Source organism: Erwinia sp. OLFS4, from assembly GCF_002752165.1.
In the GTDB taxonomy this organism is placed as follows: Bacteria; Pseudomonadota; Gammaproteobacteria; order Enterobacterales; family Enterobacteriaceae; genus Izhakiella.
This window is the reverse complement of record NZ_MOMB01000003.1, coordinates 82,343-97,801: the sequence shown is the minus strand read 5'-3', so window position 1 is coordinate 97,801 and position 15,459 is coordinate 82,343. Positions and strand designations below refer to the sequence as shown.

Genomic DNA, 15,459 nt, shown 5'->3' with positions numbered 1-15,459 from the left:
CGTTGCCATAGCATCCGGCATAACCATGACTTCTGCCCTGTTACCACCTGCACAATCAGCAGCGCTAACGCCGCCATTGGTGGCCGCCTGGCGGCTCTATATTCTGCGCACCGCGCGCGGCGTGCTTTATACCGGCATCAGCACCGATGTCAGCCGCCGTTTTGCCCAGCACCAGCGTGGCAAAGGGGCAAAATCTTTGCGTGGCAAAGGCCCGCTGGAATTACTTTTTGATACTGCCGCCGGCGATCGCGCCAGTGCATCGCGGCTCGAATATCGGGTTAAGCAGTTAACACGCCAGCAAAAACTGCGTCTGATTGCTGAACAGCCATGCTGTCTCAGTCACTGGCTGCTGTCGGTTAAACACGGTTAAAAGGTGCGGAAAACTCAACCTCACCCTGCACACCTTCAACAGCCTGTGCAGCCAGTGGGTAAACCTGAAAAGTTGCCTCGCTTTCTGGCCAACGACAGCGCAGCTGATAATCTGCTGCCGGTACGAAACCATAACGGCCATATCTCGTCGCATCGCCCAGCACAAAAATAGCGCTATAGCCGAACTCATTAAGCACATCCATGGCTTCATAGATCAATTTTTTGCCCAGCCCTTCGCCGCGCATACGTTCATCGACCGCCAGCGGCGACAGCACCACCCAGCCGCGATCTTCACCCCTGAGCGTAAGCGGACTGAATGCGGCATAGCCCAATACCTGCCCTTCCTCATCTGTTGCCACCATGCCCAGCGTTAACAGACCGTCTTCGCGCAACTGGTGCACCAGTTGCGCTTCGTCAGACCCGGCAAAGCAGCTGCGTAACAAGCTGTCGATGCTGGCGGCATCAACCCCAATTTCAGTTCTGATTAACATAGCTTACCTGCGCGATCCGGCGACGAATTCGCGCCCTCGTTAAGTCCCGCTTCGACAAAAGATGCCAGCGTTAATAACCCGATACGCAGGGGCGCTGGCAGCGTTTCAAGCTCGATGGCGTCCATCAGGTTTTTTACCTCCAGCCCGAGTTCTGTATCACCTTCGATAATCAGCCTGCGCTGGAAAAATAGCGTGTCCGGATCCTGCTTACGGGCAGCAATTAACAGTAAATCATTTACCTGACCGCGAAACCATACATCAGCCAGGGGGCCTTCGGCCAGCACAATCCGGCCGTTACTGACCGTCATTTTCCAGCATAAAGCCAGATCGGTGATATCAATCCCTAACCAGCGCCCTTCAAGAAAGTCTATCTCACCGTCAGCCAGTGCCTGGCTGAACTGCCAGCATAGCACTTGTTGCAACACATGTTTCCTGACGATGAAAGGGGTAACGCGCAGTGGAAACCGCATAAAACCCGGACCTTTATTAACGCATGCCGCACGGAAGCGATGGAACATCTGATAACTCCTGTTTGCAAATTTTTCTCATTTTGCCACAGGCCGATTAACGATCGGCTGGCTGGATCAACAAAGCAGGCGATTGGCCGTATTTTTCCTCAGCAACCGTAATCCGTCCTTTTCACTGCCTCAAATCAAAGCCAGCATGCGCCAGGCTATTTAAACTGCTGCGCACCTCTCAAAAAATAAGGACCCCGAAAATGGAACTGCTATGCCCGGCCGGGAATCTTCCTGCGCTGAAAGCAGCCATTGAAAATGGTGCGGATGCGGTTTATATCGGCCTGAAAGATGATACCAACGCTCGCCATTTTGCTGGCCTGAATTTTAGCGAAAAGCGCTTACAGGAAGCGGTCGCTTACACCCATCAGCATCAGCGCAAGCTGCATGTGGCCATTAACACCTTTTCCCATCCGGATAATTTTCGCCGCTGGCAGCAGGCCGTCGATATTGCGGTCAATAGCGGCGCCGATGCGCTGATTCTGGCAGATATTGCCACGCTGGAATACGCTTCGACGCGTTATCCGGCAATGGAGCTGCATCTTTCCGTTCAGGCATCGGCCACTAACAGCGAAGCGATTGCTTTTTACCAGCGCCATTTCGCCATTGCCCGAGTGGTATTGCCACGCGTGTTGTCCCTGCATCAGGTACGTCAGCTGGCACGAAGTACTCGGGTTCCGCTGGAAGTTTTCGCCTTTGGCAGCCTGTGCATTATGGCTGAAGGTCGCTGTTATCTCTCTTCATGGCTAACCGGTGAGTCGCCCAATACTGCCGGCGCCTGTTCGCCAGCCCGCTTTGTCCGCTGGCAGCAAACGGACGACGGCTTAGAGTCACGGCTTAATAATGTGCTGATTGACCGTTACCGACCGGATGAAAATGCCGGCTACCCAACCCTGTGCAAAGGTCGTTACCGCGTGGATAAACACTGCTATCACACGCTGGAGGAACCGACCAGCCTGAATACCCTTGAGCTTCTGCCCGAACTACTGGCAAGCGGTATTGTTTCGGTAAAAATCGAAGGCCGCCAGCGCAGTCCGGCCTATGTTGCTCAGGTGTCAGCTATCTGGCGTCAGGCTATTGACCAGTGTAAAGCTTGCCCGGACGATTTTCGTATCGATCCGGCCTGGAACGAAGGACTCGGTAAACTGGCGGAAGGCACACAGACCACGCTCGGTGCCTATCACCGCCAATGGCAGTAGGAGACACCATGAAATATGCTCTCGGCCCGGTACTCTGGTACTGGCCAAAAGATCGGCTTACAACCTTCTGTGAAATCGCCAGTCAGAGTGAAGCAGATATTATTTATCTTGGTGAAACGGTATGTAGCAAACGCCGTGAAACCAAATTTGCTGACTGGATGGCACTGGCGCGTGAACTGAGCGCCAGCGGTAAGCAGGTCATACTCAGTACTCTGTCACTGATACAGGCGCCTTCTGAACTCAGTGAGCTAAAGCGGCTGGTGGAAAACGGGGAATTTATCATTGAAGCGAATGATTTTGGCACGGTCAATATGGCCGCTGAACGTCAGCTTCCCTTCGTTGCCGGGCACGCACTTAATGTGTATAACGCCCAGACGTTGCAGCTGTTGCAGCGTCTGGGAATGATTCGCTGGTGTATGCCGGTTGAATTATCCCGCGACTGGCTGATCAACCTGCTGGCACAGTTTGATGCGCTCAAACTCCCCCGGCAGTTTGAGATTGAGGTTTTCGGTTACGGACATCTGCCCCTGGCATTATCAGCGCGCTGTTTCAGCGCCCGTGCGGAAAATCGCAGCAAAGATGCCTGTCAGACCTGCTGCATTGACTATCCCCAGGGCCGCCAGGTCTATAGCCAGGAAGATCAGCAGGTGTTTGTGCTGAACGGCATCCAGACCATGAGCGGAGAGTGCTACCACCTCGGTAACCATCTGCCGGGAATGCAGGGACTGGTAGATGTCGTGCGCCTCTCGCCGCAAGATAGCGACACACCGGCGCTGATTAGCCGGTTCCGTGCCAATGAGCAGGGCGAGCAGCCTTTTTCTGCCGACGATCGCCCCTACTGTGATGGTTACTGGCGTCAGCTGGCAGGACTGACGCAGGTAACCGCTTAACCAGGCAGCCTTCTGCGCTGGCGATGTAATCGCAGCCAGCGCAAGGCAAGACCACATAATGTCCAGCCCGCACCCAGTAACAACAGCATCCCCACGCCTGGCAAGGTCTGCTGCCAGGGCCGCCCCATCTGATTGACGCTGGCAAGAATGTTGACCTGCCAGGTAGAAGGGAAAAGATGGGTAAACAAATTAATCCAGACCGGCATGGATTGTAGTGGCCAGAGCATACCAGACAAATAATAGACCGGCGTGGTGATAAAGGTGAGCGTCAGGTAGATATGCTCAATTCTCCCCAGACATTCAGTGATAAACTTGCCAAACCCCAGCACCGCCAGCAAAAAAGGAAACGTCAGTAGCAGAACTTCCGCCACGCTGCCGGTCTGGCGATAACCCAGCACCCAGGGCCAGAGAATATAAAGCAGGATAGAAAGAAACAGCCAGGGGGGAATCAACGCACTCAGGGTACCCAGCGTTTGTGCCACCGGCACGTTACCCTTCGCCCGCAGCACAATATTAACGCGAATACTGGCAATCAGCAGGGTTTGCTGCAACAGCATCACCAGCAAGCCGGGGAAAATAATCGCCGCAAATCCAATTCCGGGGTTAAATACTTCTTCGGTCTGACCAATAAAAGGGGTGATAACAACCTTCGCTTCCTGACGCGAAAAATTCTGATCTTGTGCCAGTCTTAGCTGATATTTCGTCAGCATCTCCTGATACGCGGCGCTAACGTCCATCTCAATCTGCCCCCCCGCCAGACGATTGGTCGCATCGCCGTATACCGGGATCGTCACCGCAATGCCGGCCAGCATTTTCTTTTCAAGATCCTGCGGCATAATAATAACGGCAAACAATTTACGTCGTCCCAGATCATGCAACGCGTCACGCAAACTACTGTAGCTGACGGTATTCATCTTCGACGTGGCGTTCAGATCGCGAATAATCCGGTAACTGGCGGTTGAATGGTCCTGATCGATAACCCCTACCGGCAGATCCCAGACGCTTCCCTTTGCGTATATCAGACTCATCAGGCAGAGCGATATCAGCAGCATCAACCACATCGGACGTTCCAGTAAGCCTTTCAGTGTAGTACTGAATGCCTGCCACCACTGCTTCATGCCAGCGTCTCCTTTTGCTCAAGTCGCCATTTAAGGCGTTTACGTAGCACGATGATGGCGATTAAGGGATAAATCAGAAGCAGCATGCAGGTATTCATGACCGGGGCCACGGGAATATCACGCAGGAAAAGATCGAACATTGCGGCCAGCGCATGCGTCAGTGGCTCAAGGTCGGCAATTAAACGCGCCGGCAGCGGCATAGAAAGCTGAGGCATGGCCGTACCCGAGAAAGACATCGCTACACCAACCAGAATACTGGTAAACATGTAGGCAAAAATGATCCCCGGAGTGAAGGAAAACAGCATAAGGCCAATGCTCTGAGCGGCGATAACGTAGAAAAAAGCAACCGCCAGCATATAAAGTGGGTCACCGACAACCCTGGCGCCAAAAATACCCACCAGCAACGCTAACTGCACCATCAGCAGCGTGGTAAAACATAATGTGTAAGGCAGTAATTTACCGATCAGCGAGGCAAAAAAATAACGCTGCTTTACCAGCGGCCGGCTGCGCGCCAGCACGTAGATCATACAAACCACGGCAAACAGCTGGGTCAGATGAATGGTGGCGGAAAACTGCTGATAATAGATATAGCTGCCACTGGCGTTAAACAGGCTATCGTACATTAAAGCGACCTGCGGCATACCGCCCAGCGCTTTGCCCGAGGCGCTGGCTAAAAGCGGACTGTACTGGCTGTTAATTGCACTGACCAGTCCGGCGAAATCCTGCGTGGAGTAAAAGCCCGGGCCAAACATCAGGGCGTTATAATACAGTGTGACCCGCGGCTGGCGCCCTGCCAGGGTGTCGGATTCGAAATTACGTGGCACCCACAGCAGGGCATAAACACCGGCGCTTTCCAGTTGCTCGCGGGCTTCAGGCAGATTGCCGTTAAAACGGGTAATACGCGCATGGGAACTGGCATTGAGATTACGAATGAGCGTACGTGACAGGTTGCTGTGGTCATTATCCACCGCCGCTACCGGTAAATGAAGTAACGTCCCTTCCGAAAACGCACTGCCCAGCACCGCAAACAGCAGTAGCGGAAAACACCAGCATAACCAGTGAATCACCGGCTTACGCCAGGCGACGCGGACTTCATGGCCAAAAGCACGGCTAAAACCATGCCAGTGGGCTTTCAGTACTTCCATGACCATAATGCGCTCATTCCCTGACGCAAGCCTGAGACCGGCTCCAGCGGATAAAGCCTTACCTCAAAGGTTTTCAGATCGAAATCACCGGTTGCCCGCGTGGCACGCCGGGTCGCGTAATCCCCCAGTGGGGCTATATAGCGCACTTCAGCTTCAATCTCTTTATTGCCCAGTGCCGGGACCCGCATCTTAACCTTATCGCCTTTACGCACATGGGCCAGAATATCCTCACGCAGGTCGAAAACAAAATAAGCCCGTGATAAACGAACCAGTGTTAGCAAAGGGCTGGATGCGTTGAGTAGCTCGCCATCCTCCGCCGGAATCGGCCCGACCTCACCGGCAACCGGTGCATGGACATTCAGCTCTTCAGCCACCGCTTCCACTTCGTGCAGCTGTTGCTCTGCCGCCCTTAGCGCAGCGGCATAGCCTTCGCGCTGCTCGATACGGTCACCATGAATACCTTCATCAAGGCTGGCTTCAGCGGCACGCATTGCCTGCCAGGCACTTTCACGATTCTGACGAGCGGTTTCCAGTGCCTGCGCGGAAACATATCCTTTGGCAGCAACGGCGTTATCACGTTTCCAGATGGCATCAGCATCCTGATATTTTGCCTGCGCCTGCAGCCACTGCGCGCGCAAATTTCTCAGGCTCTCTTTTCGGGTACCGTCGAGCGACATTTTCAGCTGAGCCGCGGCCTGATCGCGGGTCGCTTGCGCAGCACCAAGCTGGGCAATCAGCTCCGGAGCGGAGAGCCGCATCAGGGGCTGGCCCGCTTTAACATCATCGCCACGATGGACAAAACGCTCCACCACTCTGCCCTTCGCTTTCGAGGTCACAATCACTTCAGGTGCATCAACCTCGCCCTGCAACAGCAAATCGTCACTGTGCGCGCGAAATAATACGGCCAGTGCCACAACGATAATCATAAAAAGCAGGGTGAGAAAGGTGGTCTTTTTCATTAAGACGCGCCTCCGTATCCAGACAGGAAGCGGTGATATCCATATGGCGTCACAATAAAGTCCTGATAAGCAGTTAACAGAAAAACCGGATTATAGCGGCGCACAGATGATTTGATTTGATTTAAAACCACGATCATCGCCAATGGATGACCAGAAAGGGTTAACATCTGTTACAAATATAGTGAATACTTTCCGGAGAGCAGACTACCCCGGGAGTGAATGATGACTGAAAAAACACAACTTCGTGTCTCCGTGCTGGATTTAGCCCCTATTCCACAGGGCGCCACGCCACGTGATGCCTTTCATTCTTCTCTGGCACTGGCTCAACTGGCGGAAAAGCTGGGATATCATCGTTACTGGCTGGCGGAACATCACAATATGACCGGCATTGCCAGCGCCGCAACCTCGGTGTTAATTGGTCATCTGGCTGCGCATACCTCAACGCTGCATCTGGGTTCCGGGGGGGTGATGTTACCCAATCACGCACCGCTGGTAATTGCCGAACAGTTCGGCACGCTGGCGTCACTGTTTCCCGGCCGTATCGACCTGGGTCTGGGACGTGCTCCCGGTTCCGATCAGCGAACGATGATGGCATTACGGCGTGATATCCCGGGGCGGGCAGACACCTTTCCTGAAGATGTAAAACAGCTCATCGAATGGTTTGATTATCAGCAGCAGGAACAGCCGGCAATACAACCGGTACCGGGGCTTGGACTGCGGGTGCCCATCTGGCTGCTTGGTTCCAGCCTGTACAGCGCCCAACTGGCCGCTCAGCTTGGGCTACCCTTTGCCTTTGCGTCACACTTTGCCCCCGAGATGTTGTTTCAGGCACTGCATCTTTATCGCGAAAAATTTCAGCCATCTGCCCGGCTGGAAAAACCTTATGCCATGGTATGTATTAACGTCGTGGCTGCCGACAGTGAGCGCGACGCACGTTTTCTGTTTACCTCTATGCAGCAACAGTTTATTAATCTGCGCCGGGGTAAACCGGGACCGTTACCGCCACCGGTGGATAATATGGACACCATCTGGTCGCCTTCGGAGCAGTTTGGCGTGCAGCAGGCACTGAGTATGTCAGTGGTTGGCGATCGGGAAAAGGTTCGTCAGGGCCTGGCCGCGCTGCGGCGTGAAACCCAGGCGGATGAAATTATGCTTAATGGTCAGATTTTTGATCGCCAGGCACGCCTCGACTCCTTCGCGCTGGCAAAAGCAGCCTGTGACGACCTCGGATAAGTGGCCAGTCGACATAAAAAAGCCCGCAGAAGCGGGCTTTTTTACTGGTGTTTACTGCTAAGCGTTATCAGGCATCACGACGACGCACCGGGGCCGCGTCATCGCGACGACCACGGCCACCTTCACGGCGTTCACCGGCATAACCACCGCGACCGCCTTCACGGCGATCGCTAAAGCGACGACCACCTTCGCTACGCTCACCGCCAACGTTACGACCGCCACCATCACGTCCACCCCGGCGCTCACCACGCTGTGGCTGGGCTGCACCAATAAGCTGCATATTCATTGGCTTATTAAGGATACGGGTGCGAGTAAAATGTTGCAGTACTTCACCCGGCATGCCTTTGGGCAGCTCGATAGTCGAATGGGAAGCGAACAGTTTAATGTTACCAATATAACGGCTGCTGATATCACCTTCGTTGGCAATCGCCCCCACAATGTGGCGCACTTCAACGCCATCATCACGGCCCACGTCAATGCGGTACAGTTCCATATCGCCCACGTCACGACGCTCACGCCGCGGCCGATCGCCATCACGTCCACCGTCACGTCCGGCACGACGGTCATCGCGGCGATCGTCACGGTCACGGAATTCACGACGCGCAGGACGCGGCGCATCAGGTGGCAGGATCAACGGACGTTCACCCTGTGCCATTTTCAGCAATGCGGCGGCCAGCGTATCCATATCCAGTTCATTCTGCGGTGCAATTTTGCTCAGCAGAGCACGATATTGCTCCAGATCGCTGCTTTCCAGCTGCAACTGCACTTTTTCCGCAAACTTAGTCTGACGACGCTCGCTCAGCAGATCGGCATTTGGCAGCTCTACTTCCGGAATAGTCAGCTTCATAGTGCGTTCAATATTACGCAGCAGCCGGCGTTCACGATTCTCAACAAACAGCAGCGCCCGTCCGGCACGACCCGCGCGGCCGGTACGGCCGATTCGGTGTACATAAGACTCTGAATCCATCGGAATATCGTAGTTAACCACCAGACTGATACGTTCAACATCAAGCCCACGGGCCGCAACATCCGTTGCAATCAGAATATCGAGACGGCCATCTTTCAGACGCTCCAGCGTCTGCTCACGCAACGCCTGATTCATGTCACCATTCAGTGCAGCACTGTTATAACCACTGCGTTCCAGCGCTTCAGCCACTTCCAGCGTGGCATTTTTAGTGCGGACAAAAATAATTGCCGCATCAAAATCTTCCGCTTCAAGAAAACGGACTAACCCGTCAGTTTTACGTCCCCATACCGTCCAGTAACTCTGGCTGATATCCGGACGGGTAGTGATACTGGACTGAATACGCACTTCCTGCGGTTCTTTCATAAACCGGCGGGTAATACGACGGATTGCTTCCGGCATAGTGGCAGAAAACAGTGCGGTCTGATGTCCATCAGGGATCTGAGCCATAATGGTTTCGACATCTTCAATAAAGCCCATACGCAACATTTCGTCGGCTTCATCCAGTACCAGCCCACGCAGGCTGGACAGATTCAGGGTGCCACGTTTCAGGTGGTCAAGCAGACGACCAGGCGTCCCGACAACAATTTGTGGTCCCTGGCGTAAAGCGCGCAGCTGTACGTCATAGCGCTGGCCGCCATACAGGGCCAGCACGTTTACGCCACGCATATATTTGGAAAATTCAGTGGCGGCCTCCGCCACCTGCACCGCCAGTTCGCGGGTCGGTGCCAGCACCAGGATCTGTGGTGCTTTCAGTTCAGGATCAATATTGTTCAGCAGCGGTAAGGAAAACGCAGCCGTTTTTCCGCTCCCGGTTTGTGCCATACCCAGTACGTCACGACCTGCCAGCAGATGCGGGATACAGGCGGCCTGGATTGGTGAGGGTTTAACATAGCCCATATCATTCAGTGCTGACAGAATGGATTCGTTAAGGCCAAGGTCGGAAAAATTAGTTTCAATATCAGTCATGTAGTACATGTGCCTCTTGGATTGCGGCGGCCAGTCTACATAACTCGTCATGAAAATCTTCAGTCATTTTCATCGAAAAGTGTGAACCGGCTCATATTAGTGGTTTGGACGAACAACAAAGCCTTCACCCACCTGGGTGATGACTTTTAAAAACATCAGGCAATGAAAGTTCGTCAGCTATTGCTGGTCAGATTCTGATAAATCGTCTTGTGTCTGGCCAAGAAGCGCCAGTTCCAACAATGCATACCGGTGCTCAACAAAATTATTCACGTTGTTGGCGACCGTCAGCTTGAATAACGCTTCCGCGTTATCCTTATCCCCCAGACTTAGGTAGTACTTACCTAAATAGAAGTTGGTTTCACTGAGATGCTCAGCGAGCGAGGTGTTATCCGTTGCGTCCGCCTTGAGTCGTTCCATCAGCGTTTTTTCACTGATGTCGCCAAGGTAGAACTCGACAATGTTCCATCCCCACTGGTCTCTGACCGCTTTGTCGTAACGCTGTCTTAGCGCCACATTAGCCTGTTTAGCATTCATCTCACGCTCCGTGAGATAGAGCCACAGGCTGCGGAAAGGATCATTAGGATCGTCTTGATAAAACGCCAGCAGATCATCTTGCGACAATTTATACCGACCGCCATAGTAAAGCGCGATACCCCGGTTTAAATGCGCATAGTTATAAGTTGGATCAAGCTCAAGTACAGAATCAAACGCTTCGTAGGCAGCATCAAAATTGCCTGCCTGCGTTAAATATATGCCTAAGTAATTGAATACTTCAGGCATATCGGGTCTGATGGATAGCGCTTGCGAAAAATCGTTACGCGCTAAAGCCCGCAGACCAAGACTATCATACAACACTCCGCGCTCATATAACAGCTGTGCGCGTTCATCATCGCTCAGTGCACGACTGGCAAGAATTTGTTCCATACGTGCGAGGATAACTTCCTGCTGCAACGTAGGCTGTAGCGGAACCGCCAGTACTGCATCTTTACGCCAGTTAGCGTTGCTGCATCCTGCCAGCATTAAAGCCGTTGCAACAAAACACCAGCGCAAAAAAGGCTTCATTTCCCACTCCCGAATACAAACATTGGGATAACGTTCCGGTTATCCGCCTGCCATGCACAAGGTTTCCCGTCCTCGCAATTAAACGCCACCCTGTACATTTCCGTTACCGCTATTCTGGCAGTTCCACACCGCCTGAAAAGACGGCAATCATAATTCCAGGACTCGCGGTTACCAGCGGGTAACATCGAGCAAGCAGCGCAACTCTACCCGGGTATCCGCTACGGCCGTTGGCCTCATTATCCGGATCCGGAGCAGATCAGCATACCTCCGTCTGCGATATATCTTTGCTCGCAAACGAAGGAAAGCTAATTTATTGCGTTATTCTGCTTCAGGTGCAACAGGTGCCGCTTCCGCTGCGGGCTGTTCGCTGGCCTCCTTAATGCTCAGACGAATACGCCCCTGACGGTCAACTTCCAGCACCTTAACCGGTACGTCCTGACCCATTTGCAGATAATCAGTCACTTTCTCAACGCGCTTCTCGGCAATTTGAGAGATGTGTACCAGGCCTTCTTTGCCGCCGCCAATCGCCACAAAAGCACCGAAATCGACAATACGAGTGACTTTACCGTTGTAGATACGACCGACTTCAATTTCAGCAGTGATCTCTTCAATCCGGCGGATAGCATGTTTTGCTTTTTCACCGTCGGTTGCAGCAATTTTCACCGTGCCGTCATCTTCGATTTCAATGGTGGTGCCCGTCTCTTCGGTCAGCGCACGAATCACTGAACCACCTTTACCAATCACGTCCTTAATTTTGTCCGGATTGATACGGATGGTGTGAATACGTGGTGCAAATTCAGAAATATCACCACGAGGGGTACTGATAGCCTGCTCCATCACGCCAAGAATATGCAGACGCGCACCTTTTGCCTGGTTCAGCGCAACCTGCATGATTTCACGGGTGATACCCTCGATTTTAATGTCCATTTGCAGCGCCGTAATTCCCTCGCGGCTACCGGCAACTTTGAAGTCCATATCACCAAGATGATCTTCATCACCGAGGATATCGGACAGCACCACAAAGTTATCACCTTCTTTAACCAACCCCATCGCGATACCGGCAACTGCCGTTTTAATCGGCACGCCAGCGTCCATCAGCGCCAGAGAAGCACCACAGACAGACGCCATAGAAGACGATCCGTTTGATTCGGTAATTTCAGATACCACACGTACGGTATAAGGGAAAGCTTCCTGTTTCGGCATGACAGCCAGTACGCCACGTTTTGCCAGACGGCCATGACCAATTTCACGGCGTTTCGGTGAGCCAACCATCCCGGTTTCACCTACAGAGTAGGGAGGGAAGTTGTAGTGGAACAGGAAATTATCGGTACGTTCACCCATCAGCTCATCAAGGTTTTGTGCGTCGCGGGCAGTGCCCAGCGTCGCCGTCACCAGTGCCTGGGTTTCACCACGGGTAAACAGAGCAGAACCATGGGTACGCGGCAACACGCCGGTCCGCACATCCAGCCCACGGATCATATCTTTTTCGCGGCCATCGATACGTGGTTCACCACGCAACACCCGGCTACGCACCACGTTTTTCTCGATGGTGTGCAGAAGCTCACCCAGTTCGTTTTCGTCCAGCGTATCGTCTTCGGCCAGCAGAGTTGCCACCGTTTCAGATTTAATCGCGTCGATCTGTTCGTAACGCGCCTGCTTATCGGTAACGCGATAAGCATCGCTGAGCCGTGACTCTGCCAGCGCCGCTACCCGTGCATTCAGCGCTTCATTGATAGCTTCAGGCTGCCAGTCCCAACGCGGTTTACCCGCTTCAGCAACCAGGGAATTGATATTCTCAATCACCACCTGCTGTTGTTCATGACCATAAACCACAGCACCCAGCATCTGATCTTCACTTAACAGCTCAGCTTCAGATTCAACCATCAGTACCGCACCCTGTGTGCCGGCGACCACCAGGTCCAGCTTACTCTGTGCCAGCTCTTCAACCGTCGGGTTCAGTACATACTGATCGTTGATATAACCTACCCGCGCAGCACCAATCGGGCCGTTAAACGGAATACCAGAAAGCGACAACGCGGCGGAAGCGCCAATCATGGCAACAATATCCGGGTTCACCTGCGGATTAACTGAAACAACGGTTGCAATGACCTGCACTTCGTTGACAAAACCTTCAGGGAACAGCGGACGAACCGGGCGGTCAATCAGACGCGCGATCAGAGTTTCGCCCTCGCTGGGACGCCCTTCACGCCGGAAAAAACTACCCGGAATGCGACCAGCAGCGTAGGTACGCTCCTGATAGTTAACCGTCAGTGGAAAAAAGTCCTGACCAGGCTTCGCTTTTTTCTGACCAACCACGGTGACAAATACTGCGGTGTCATCCATGCTGGCCATAACGGCTGCAGTGGCCTGACGGGCCATCATACCGGTCTCAAGCGTTACGGTATGCTGACCATACTGAAATTTACGTACAATCGCGTTCAGCAAAATTTTATCCTTAACTTCCTGGCAGATAACGCGCCGTAGCAGCGCGTTGCCGTGGATCTCTCAATCTTCTGATGCATCCTCGCGACTAATGACAAACTTCAATCCAGTGGAATAAAGCTTCTCATTAGCCGCGCGAACCTCTGCAGCAAAAGATCACCCCTGCAACAATACATTAATTTGATTTGAATTGCTGCCGGTTACTTGAAAAAAGGGGCCACAAAGGCCCCTTTTTAGCGAAACTCATATAAATCCGAAAATGGCATAACAGCGTGCACTGAAATCATCGGATTATGAAGACTTAGCGACGCAGACCCAGGCTTTCGATCAGGCTGGAATAACGCGCAACATCTTTACGTTTCAGGTAGTCGAGCAGCTTACGGCGCTGAGATACCATACGCAGCAGCCCACGGCGGCTGTGATGATCTTTCTTATGCTCAGAAAAGTGACCCTGCAGATGATTGATCTGAGCGGTTAACAGCGCAACCTGAACTTCAGTAGAACCACTGTCATTGGTGCCACGACCGTATTTAGCAACGATCTCAGCTTTAGTTTCTACGCTTAGAGACATAGTAAACTCCGTTATAATGTGAATGACGGGGGCCGATCTCTAATTCAGCACACCCAAGTATAAAGCCGGCGTATTTTACTCTGCGTTTGTGTTGATAGCAAACAGAGAAACAGGAAAAACCGCTAAATTGACGGCAGGCCCCCGGAAAACTCAGGTTACGGCAGCCGGGTATTCAACCACTAACCGCCGTGGAGCAACCCGCCCGCTGTCATCAATTTCGGCCATCCCAATAAATAACCGGTGTTCACCTTCAGTCACCCGAACCAATCCCCGTACAGGTGCACCAGCAACCTGTACGGGCTGCCCTTGTTTGAAATACGCTGCCGTCGCCGGCAATATATTGACTTCAGGCAAGCTGGCCGCCGGGCTATCCATCGGCATTAGCAATGCATCGAGACGCTCATATGGTGAGCATTCACTCACATTTTCTTCAGCGGCAATCTGCTGTAACTGCTGCAAAGTGATCATCTTTTCCAGCGGGTAGCCGGCAACCTGCAGACGGCGTAGCACGGTCACATGTGCGCCACAGGACAGCTTTTCGCCGAGATCATCAATAATCGTGCGAATGTAAGTACCTTTGGAGCAGTGAATTTCCAGCTCCAGCTCCAGTTCAGTCCGATCATAGCGAATAAATCGCAACTCATGAACGGTGATCGGACGCGCTTCACGCGGTACCTCTCGCCCTTCACGGGCATACTCGTACAGCTTACGCCCCTGATATTTCAGCGCCGAATACATGGATGGTATCTGCATTGAATCGCCACGAAAACTGTCCAGCGCAGCATCAAGCTGCTCATCACTGAATGTTAGCGGGCGCTCACTAATGATCCTGCCATCGGCGTCAGAAGTATCAGTGCGCTGGCCCAGACGGGCAACAACCCGATAGCGTTTATCAGAATCCAGTAAGTAGCGGGAAAACTTGGTGGCTTCTCCCAGGCAAATCGGCAGCATGCCGGTTGCCAGCGGATCTAACGCACCGGTATGCCCTGCCCGGTTGGCATTGTAGAGACGCTTAACCTTTTGCAGGGCATCGTTAGACGAGAGTCCCGGCGGTTTATCAAGCAGCAATACGCCATGAACGTCGCGCCCGCGACGCCGGGGACGGCTCATCCCTCCTCCTTGCCATCATCATCGTGATTAACACGACGCGCATCATCATTGCGGATCACCGTGCTCACCAGATTAGACATACGCATACCTTCGATCAGTGAATTATCATAAAAGAAGGTGAGTTCAGGCACGATGCGTAAACGCATCGCTTTACCCAGCAAGGTTCGGATGTAGCCCGACGCTTCCTTGAGCGCTTTAAGACCATTGTTGATTGCATCGGCATCCTGGTCATTAAGGAAAGTGACAAAGACCTTCGCATAAGCCAGATCGCGCGAAACTTCCACACCAGAGACGGTGACCATCATACCAAGGCGCGGATCTTTGATTTCACGCTGCAGGATGATAGCAATCTCTTTTTGCAGTTCCTGAGAAACGCGCTGCGGGCGACCAAATTCTTTCGCCATAAAATATCTCCAAATAAT

At 52.9% G+C, this 15,459-nt stretch carries 16 protein-coding genes; 4 read left to right on the top strand and 12 right to left on the bottom strand.

The genetic code is table 11. The annotated features are described in order from the left end of the window. Positions 1-25 precede the first annotated feature (25 nt). Positions 26-370 carry a GIY-YIG nuclease family protein gene (locus BL249_RS01920; protein ID WP_099705460.1) on the top strand — a complete coding sequence of 115 codons (345 nt, stop codon included), beginning with the start codon at positions 26-28 and terminating at the stop codon, positions 368-370. On the opposite strand, the gene BL249_RS01915 is transcribed toward BL249_RS01920, so the two are convergent. Further along, positions 357-860 carry a GNAT family N-acetyltransferase gene (locus BL249_RS01915; RefSeq protein ID WP_099705459.1) on the bottom strand — a complete coding sequence of 168 codons (504 nt, stop codon included), beginning with the start codon at positions 858-860 and terminating at the stop codon, positions 357-359. The two genes, BL249_RS01920 and BL249_RS01915, sit on opposite strands and share 14 nt — an antisense overlap. Further along, complete coding sequence (gene ubiT, locus BL249_RS01910; RefSeq protein ID WP_099705458.1) at positions 854-1,378, bottom strand: ubiquinone anaerobic biosynthesis accessory factor UbiT; 525 nt, start codon at positions 1,376-1,378, stop codon at positions 854-856. The genes BL249_RS01915 and ubiT overlap by 7 nt, the downstream gene beginning before the upstream one ends. Before the next feature lie 200 nt (positions 1,379-1,578). Between ubiT and ubiU the strand changes: the two genes are divergently transcribed. Together ubiU and BL249_RS01900 are read left to right on the top strand one after the other, a co-directional pair. Further along, the gene (gene ubiU / locus BL249_RS01905) at positions 1,579-2,574 is read left to right on the top strand and encodes a ubiquinone anaerobic biosynthesis protein UbiU (protein WP_099705457.1); all 996 of its coding nucleotides are present in this window, start codon (positions 1,579-1,581) and stop codon (positions 2,572-2,574) included. An 8-nt stretch (positions 2,575-2,582) separates the two neighbouring features. Continuing rightward, positions 2,583-3,464 carry a U32 family peptidase gene (locus BL249_RS01900; protein WP_099705456.1) on the top strand — a complete coding sequence of 294 codons (882 nt, stop codon included), beginning with the start codon at positions 2,583-2,585 and terminating at the stop codon, positions 3,462-3,464. Here BL249_RS01900 and BL249_RS01895 read toward each other — a convergent pair. The 3 genes from BL249_RS01895 to BL249_RS01885 are packed head-to-tail and all read right to left on the bottom strand — an operon-like array spanning position 3,461 to position 6,686. Continuing rightward, complete coding sequence (locus tag BL249_RS01895) at positions 3,461-4,582, bottom strand: ABC transporter permease (RefSeq protein ID WP_099705455.1); 1,122 nt, start codon at positions 4,580-4,582, stop codon at positions 3,461-3,463. The genes BL249_RS01900 and BL249_RS01895 overlap by 4 nt on opposite strands. Then, a complete protein-coding gene (locus tag BL249_RS01890; RefSeq protein ID WP_099705454.1) occupies positions 4,579-5,733 on the bottom strand; it encodes an ABC transporter permease in 1,155 nt (384 codons plus the stop codon). Before BL249_RS01890 ends, BL249_RS01895 begins: the two co-directional genes overlap by 4 nt. Beyond that, positions 5,715-6,686, bottom strand: coding sequence for an HlyD family secretion protein (locus BL249_RS01885; RefSeq protein WP_099705453.1), 972 nt, complete (start codon positions 6,684-6,686; stop codon positions 5,715-5,717). Before BL249_RS01885 ends, BL249_RS01890 begins: the two co-directional genes overlap by 19 nt. Positions 6,687-6,908: 222 nt before the next feature. Here BL249_RS01885 and BL249_RS01880 point away from each other — a divergent pair, with 222 nt between their 5' ends. Next, on the top strand, positions 6,909-7,919 hold the full coding sequence (locus BL249_RS01880) for a luciferase-like monooxygenase (protein WP_099705452.1): 1,011 nt from the start codon (positions 6,909-6,911) through the stop codon (positions 7,917-7,919). 67 nt (positions 7,920-7,986) lie between these two features. Here the strand turns inward: BL249_RS01880 and BL249_RS01875 are convergent, their stop codons facing one another. The 7 genes from BL249_RS01875 to rbfA form a co-directional block, all read right to left on the bottom strand. Continuing rightward, positions 7,987-9,852, bottom strand: coding sequence for a DEAD/DEAH family ATP-dependent RNA helicase (locus BL249_RS01875; protein ID WP_143354773.1), 1,866 nt, complete (start codon positions 9,850-9,852; stop codon positions 7,987-7,989). Beyond that, positions 9,845-9,919, bottom strand: a complete 75-nt coding sequence (yrbN, locus tag BL249_RS19450; protein WP_446717691.1) for a protein YrbN — start codon at positions 9,917-9,919, stop codon at positions 9,845-9,847. Before yrbN ends, BL249_RS01875 begins: the two co-directional genes overlap by 8 nt. 110 nt (positions 9,920-10,029) lie before the next feature. Continuing rightward, positions 10,030-10,914 carry a lipoprotein NlpI gene (gene nlpI / locus BL249_RS01865; RefSeq protein WP_099705449.1) on the bottom strand — a complete coding sequence of 295 codons (885 nt, stop codon included), beginning with the start codon at positions 10,912-10,914 and terminating at the stop codon, positions 10,030-10,032. Between the two features lie 318 nt (positions 10,915-11,232). After that, positions 11,233-13,359, bottom strand: coding sequence for a polyribonucleotide nucleotidyltransferase (gene pnp / locus BL249_RS01860; protein ID WP_099705448.1), 2,127 nt, complete (start codon positions 13,357-13,359; stop codon positions 11,233-11,235). 298 nt (positions 13,360-13,657) lie between these two features. Further along, positions 13,658-13,927, bottom strand: a complete 270-nt coding sequence (gene rpsO / locus BL249_RS01855; protein ID WP_099705447.1) for a 30S ribosomal protein S15 — start codon at positions 13,925-13,927, stop codon at positions 13,658-13,660. Positions 13,928-14,077: 150 nt separating this feature from the next. Continuing rightward, positions 14,078-15,037, bottom strand: coding sequence for a tRNA pseudouridine(55) synthase TruB (gene truB, locus BL249_RS01850; protein ID WP_099705446.1), 960 nt, complete (start codon positions 15,035-15,037; stop codon positions 14,078-14,080). Then, a complete protein-coding gene (gene rbfA, locus BL249_RS01845; RefSeq protein WP_099705445.1) occupies positions 15,034-15,441 on the bottom strand; it encodes a 30S ribosome-binding factor RbfA in 408 nt (135 codons plus the stop codon). Before rbfA ends, truB begins: the two co-directional genes overlap by 4 nt. Positions 15,442-15,459: the final 18 nt, after the last annotated feature.

What these genes read in the sequence shown, in the direction of transcription:
- BL249_RS01915 (WP_099705459.1), bottom strand. Translation starts at nt 860, where the DNA reads ATGTTAATCAGAACTGAAATTGGGGTTGATGCCGCCAGCATCGACAGC.
- ubiU (WP_099705457.1), top strand. Translation starts at nt 1,579, where the DNA reads ATGGAACTGCTATGCCCGGCCGGGAATCTTCCTGCGCTGAAAGCAGCC.
- rpsO (WP_099705447.1), bottom strand. Translation starts at nt 13,927, where the DNA reads ATGTCTCTAAGCGTAGAAACTAAAGCTGAGATCGTTGCTAAATACGGT.
- BL249_RS01880 (WP_099705452.1), top strand. Translation starts at nt 6,909, where the DNA reads ATGACTGAAAAAACACAACTTCGTGTCTCCGTGCTGGATTTAGCCCCT.
- BL249_RS01875 (WP_143354773.1), bottom strand. Translation starts at nt 9,852, where the DNA reads ATGACTGATATTGAAACTAATTTTTCCGACCTTGGCCTTAACGAATCC.
- ubiT (WP_099705458.1), bottom strand. Translation starts at nt 1,378, where the DNA reads ATGTTCCATCGCTTCCGTGCGGCATGCGTTAATAAAGGTCCGGGTTTT.
- BL249_RS01900 (WP_099705456.1), top strand. Translation starts at nt 2,583, where the DNA reads ATGAAATATGCTCTCGGCCCGGTACTCTGGTACTGGCCAAAAGATCGG.
- nlpI (WP_099705449.1), bottom strand. Translation starts at nt 10,914, where the DNA reads ATGAAGCCTTTTTTGCGCTGGTGTTTTGTTGCAACGGCTTTAATGCTG.
- truB (WP_099705446.1), bottom strand. Translation starts at nt 15,037, where the DNA reads ATGAGCCGTCCCCGGCGTCGCGGGCGCGACGTTCATGGCGTATTGCTG.
- BL249_RS01895 (WP_099705455.1), bottom strand. Translation starts at nt 4,582, where the DNA reads ATGAAGCAGTGGTGGCAGGCATTCAGTACTACACTGAAAGGCTTACTG.
- BL249_RS01885 (WP_099705453.1), bottom strand. Translation starts at nt 6,686, where the DNA reads ATGAAAAAGACCACCTTTCTCACCCTGCTTTTTATGATTATCGTTGTG.
- BL249_RS01890 (WP_099705454.1), bottom strand. Translation starts at nt 5,733, where the DNA reads ATGGTCATGGAAGTACTGAAAGCCCACTGGCATGGTTTTAGCCGTGCT.
- rbfA (WP_099705445.1), bottom strand. Translation starts at nt 15,441, where the DNA reads ATGGCGAAAGAATTTGGTCGCCCGCAGCGCGTTTCTCAGGAACTGCAA.
- BL249_RS01920 (WP_099705460.1), top strand. Translation starts at nt 26, where the DNA reads ATGACTTCTGCCCTGTTACCACCTGCACAATCAGCAGCGCTAACGCCG.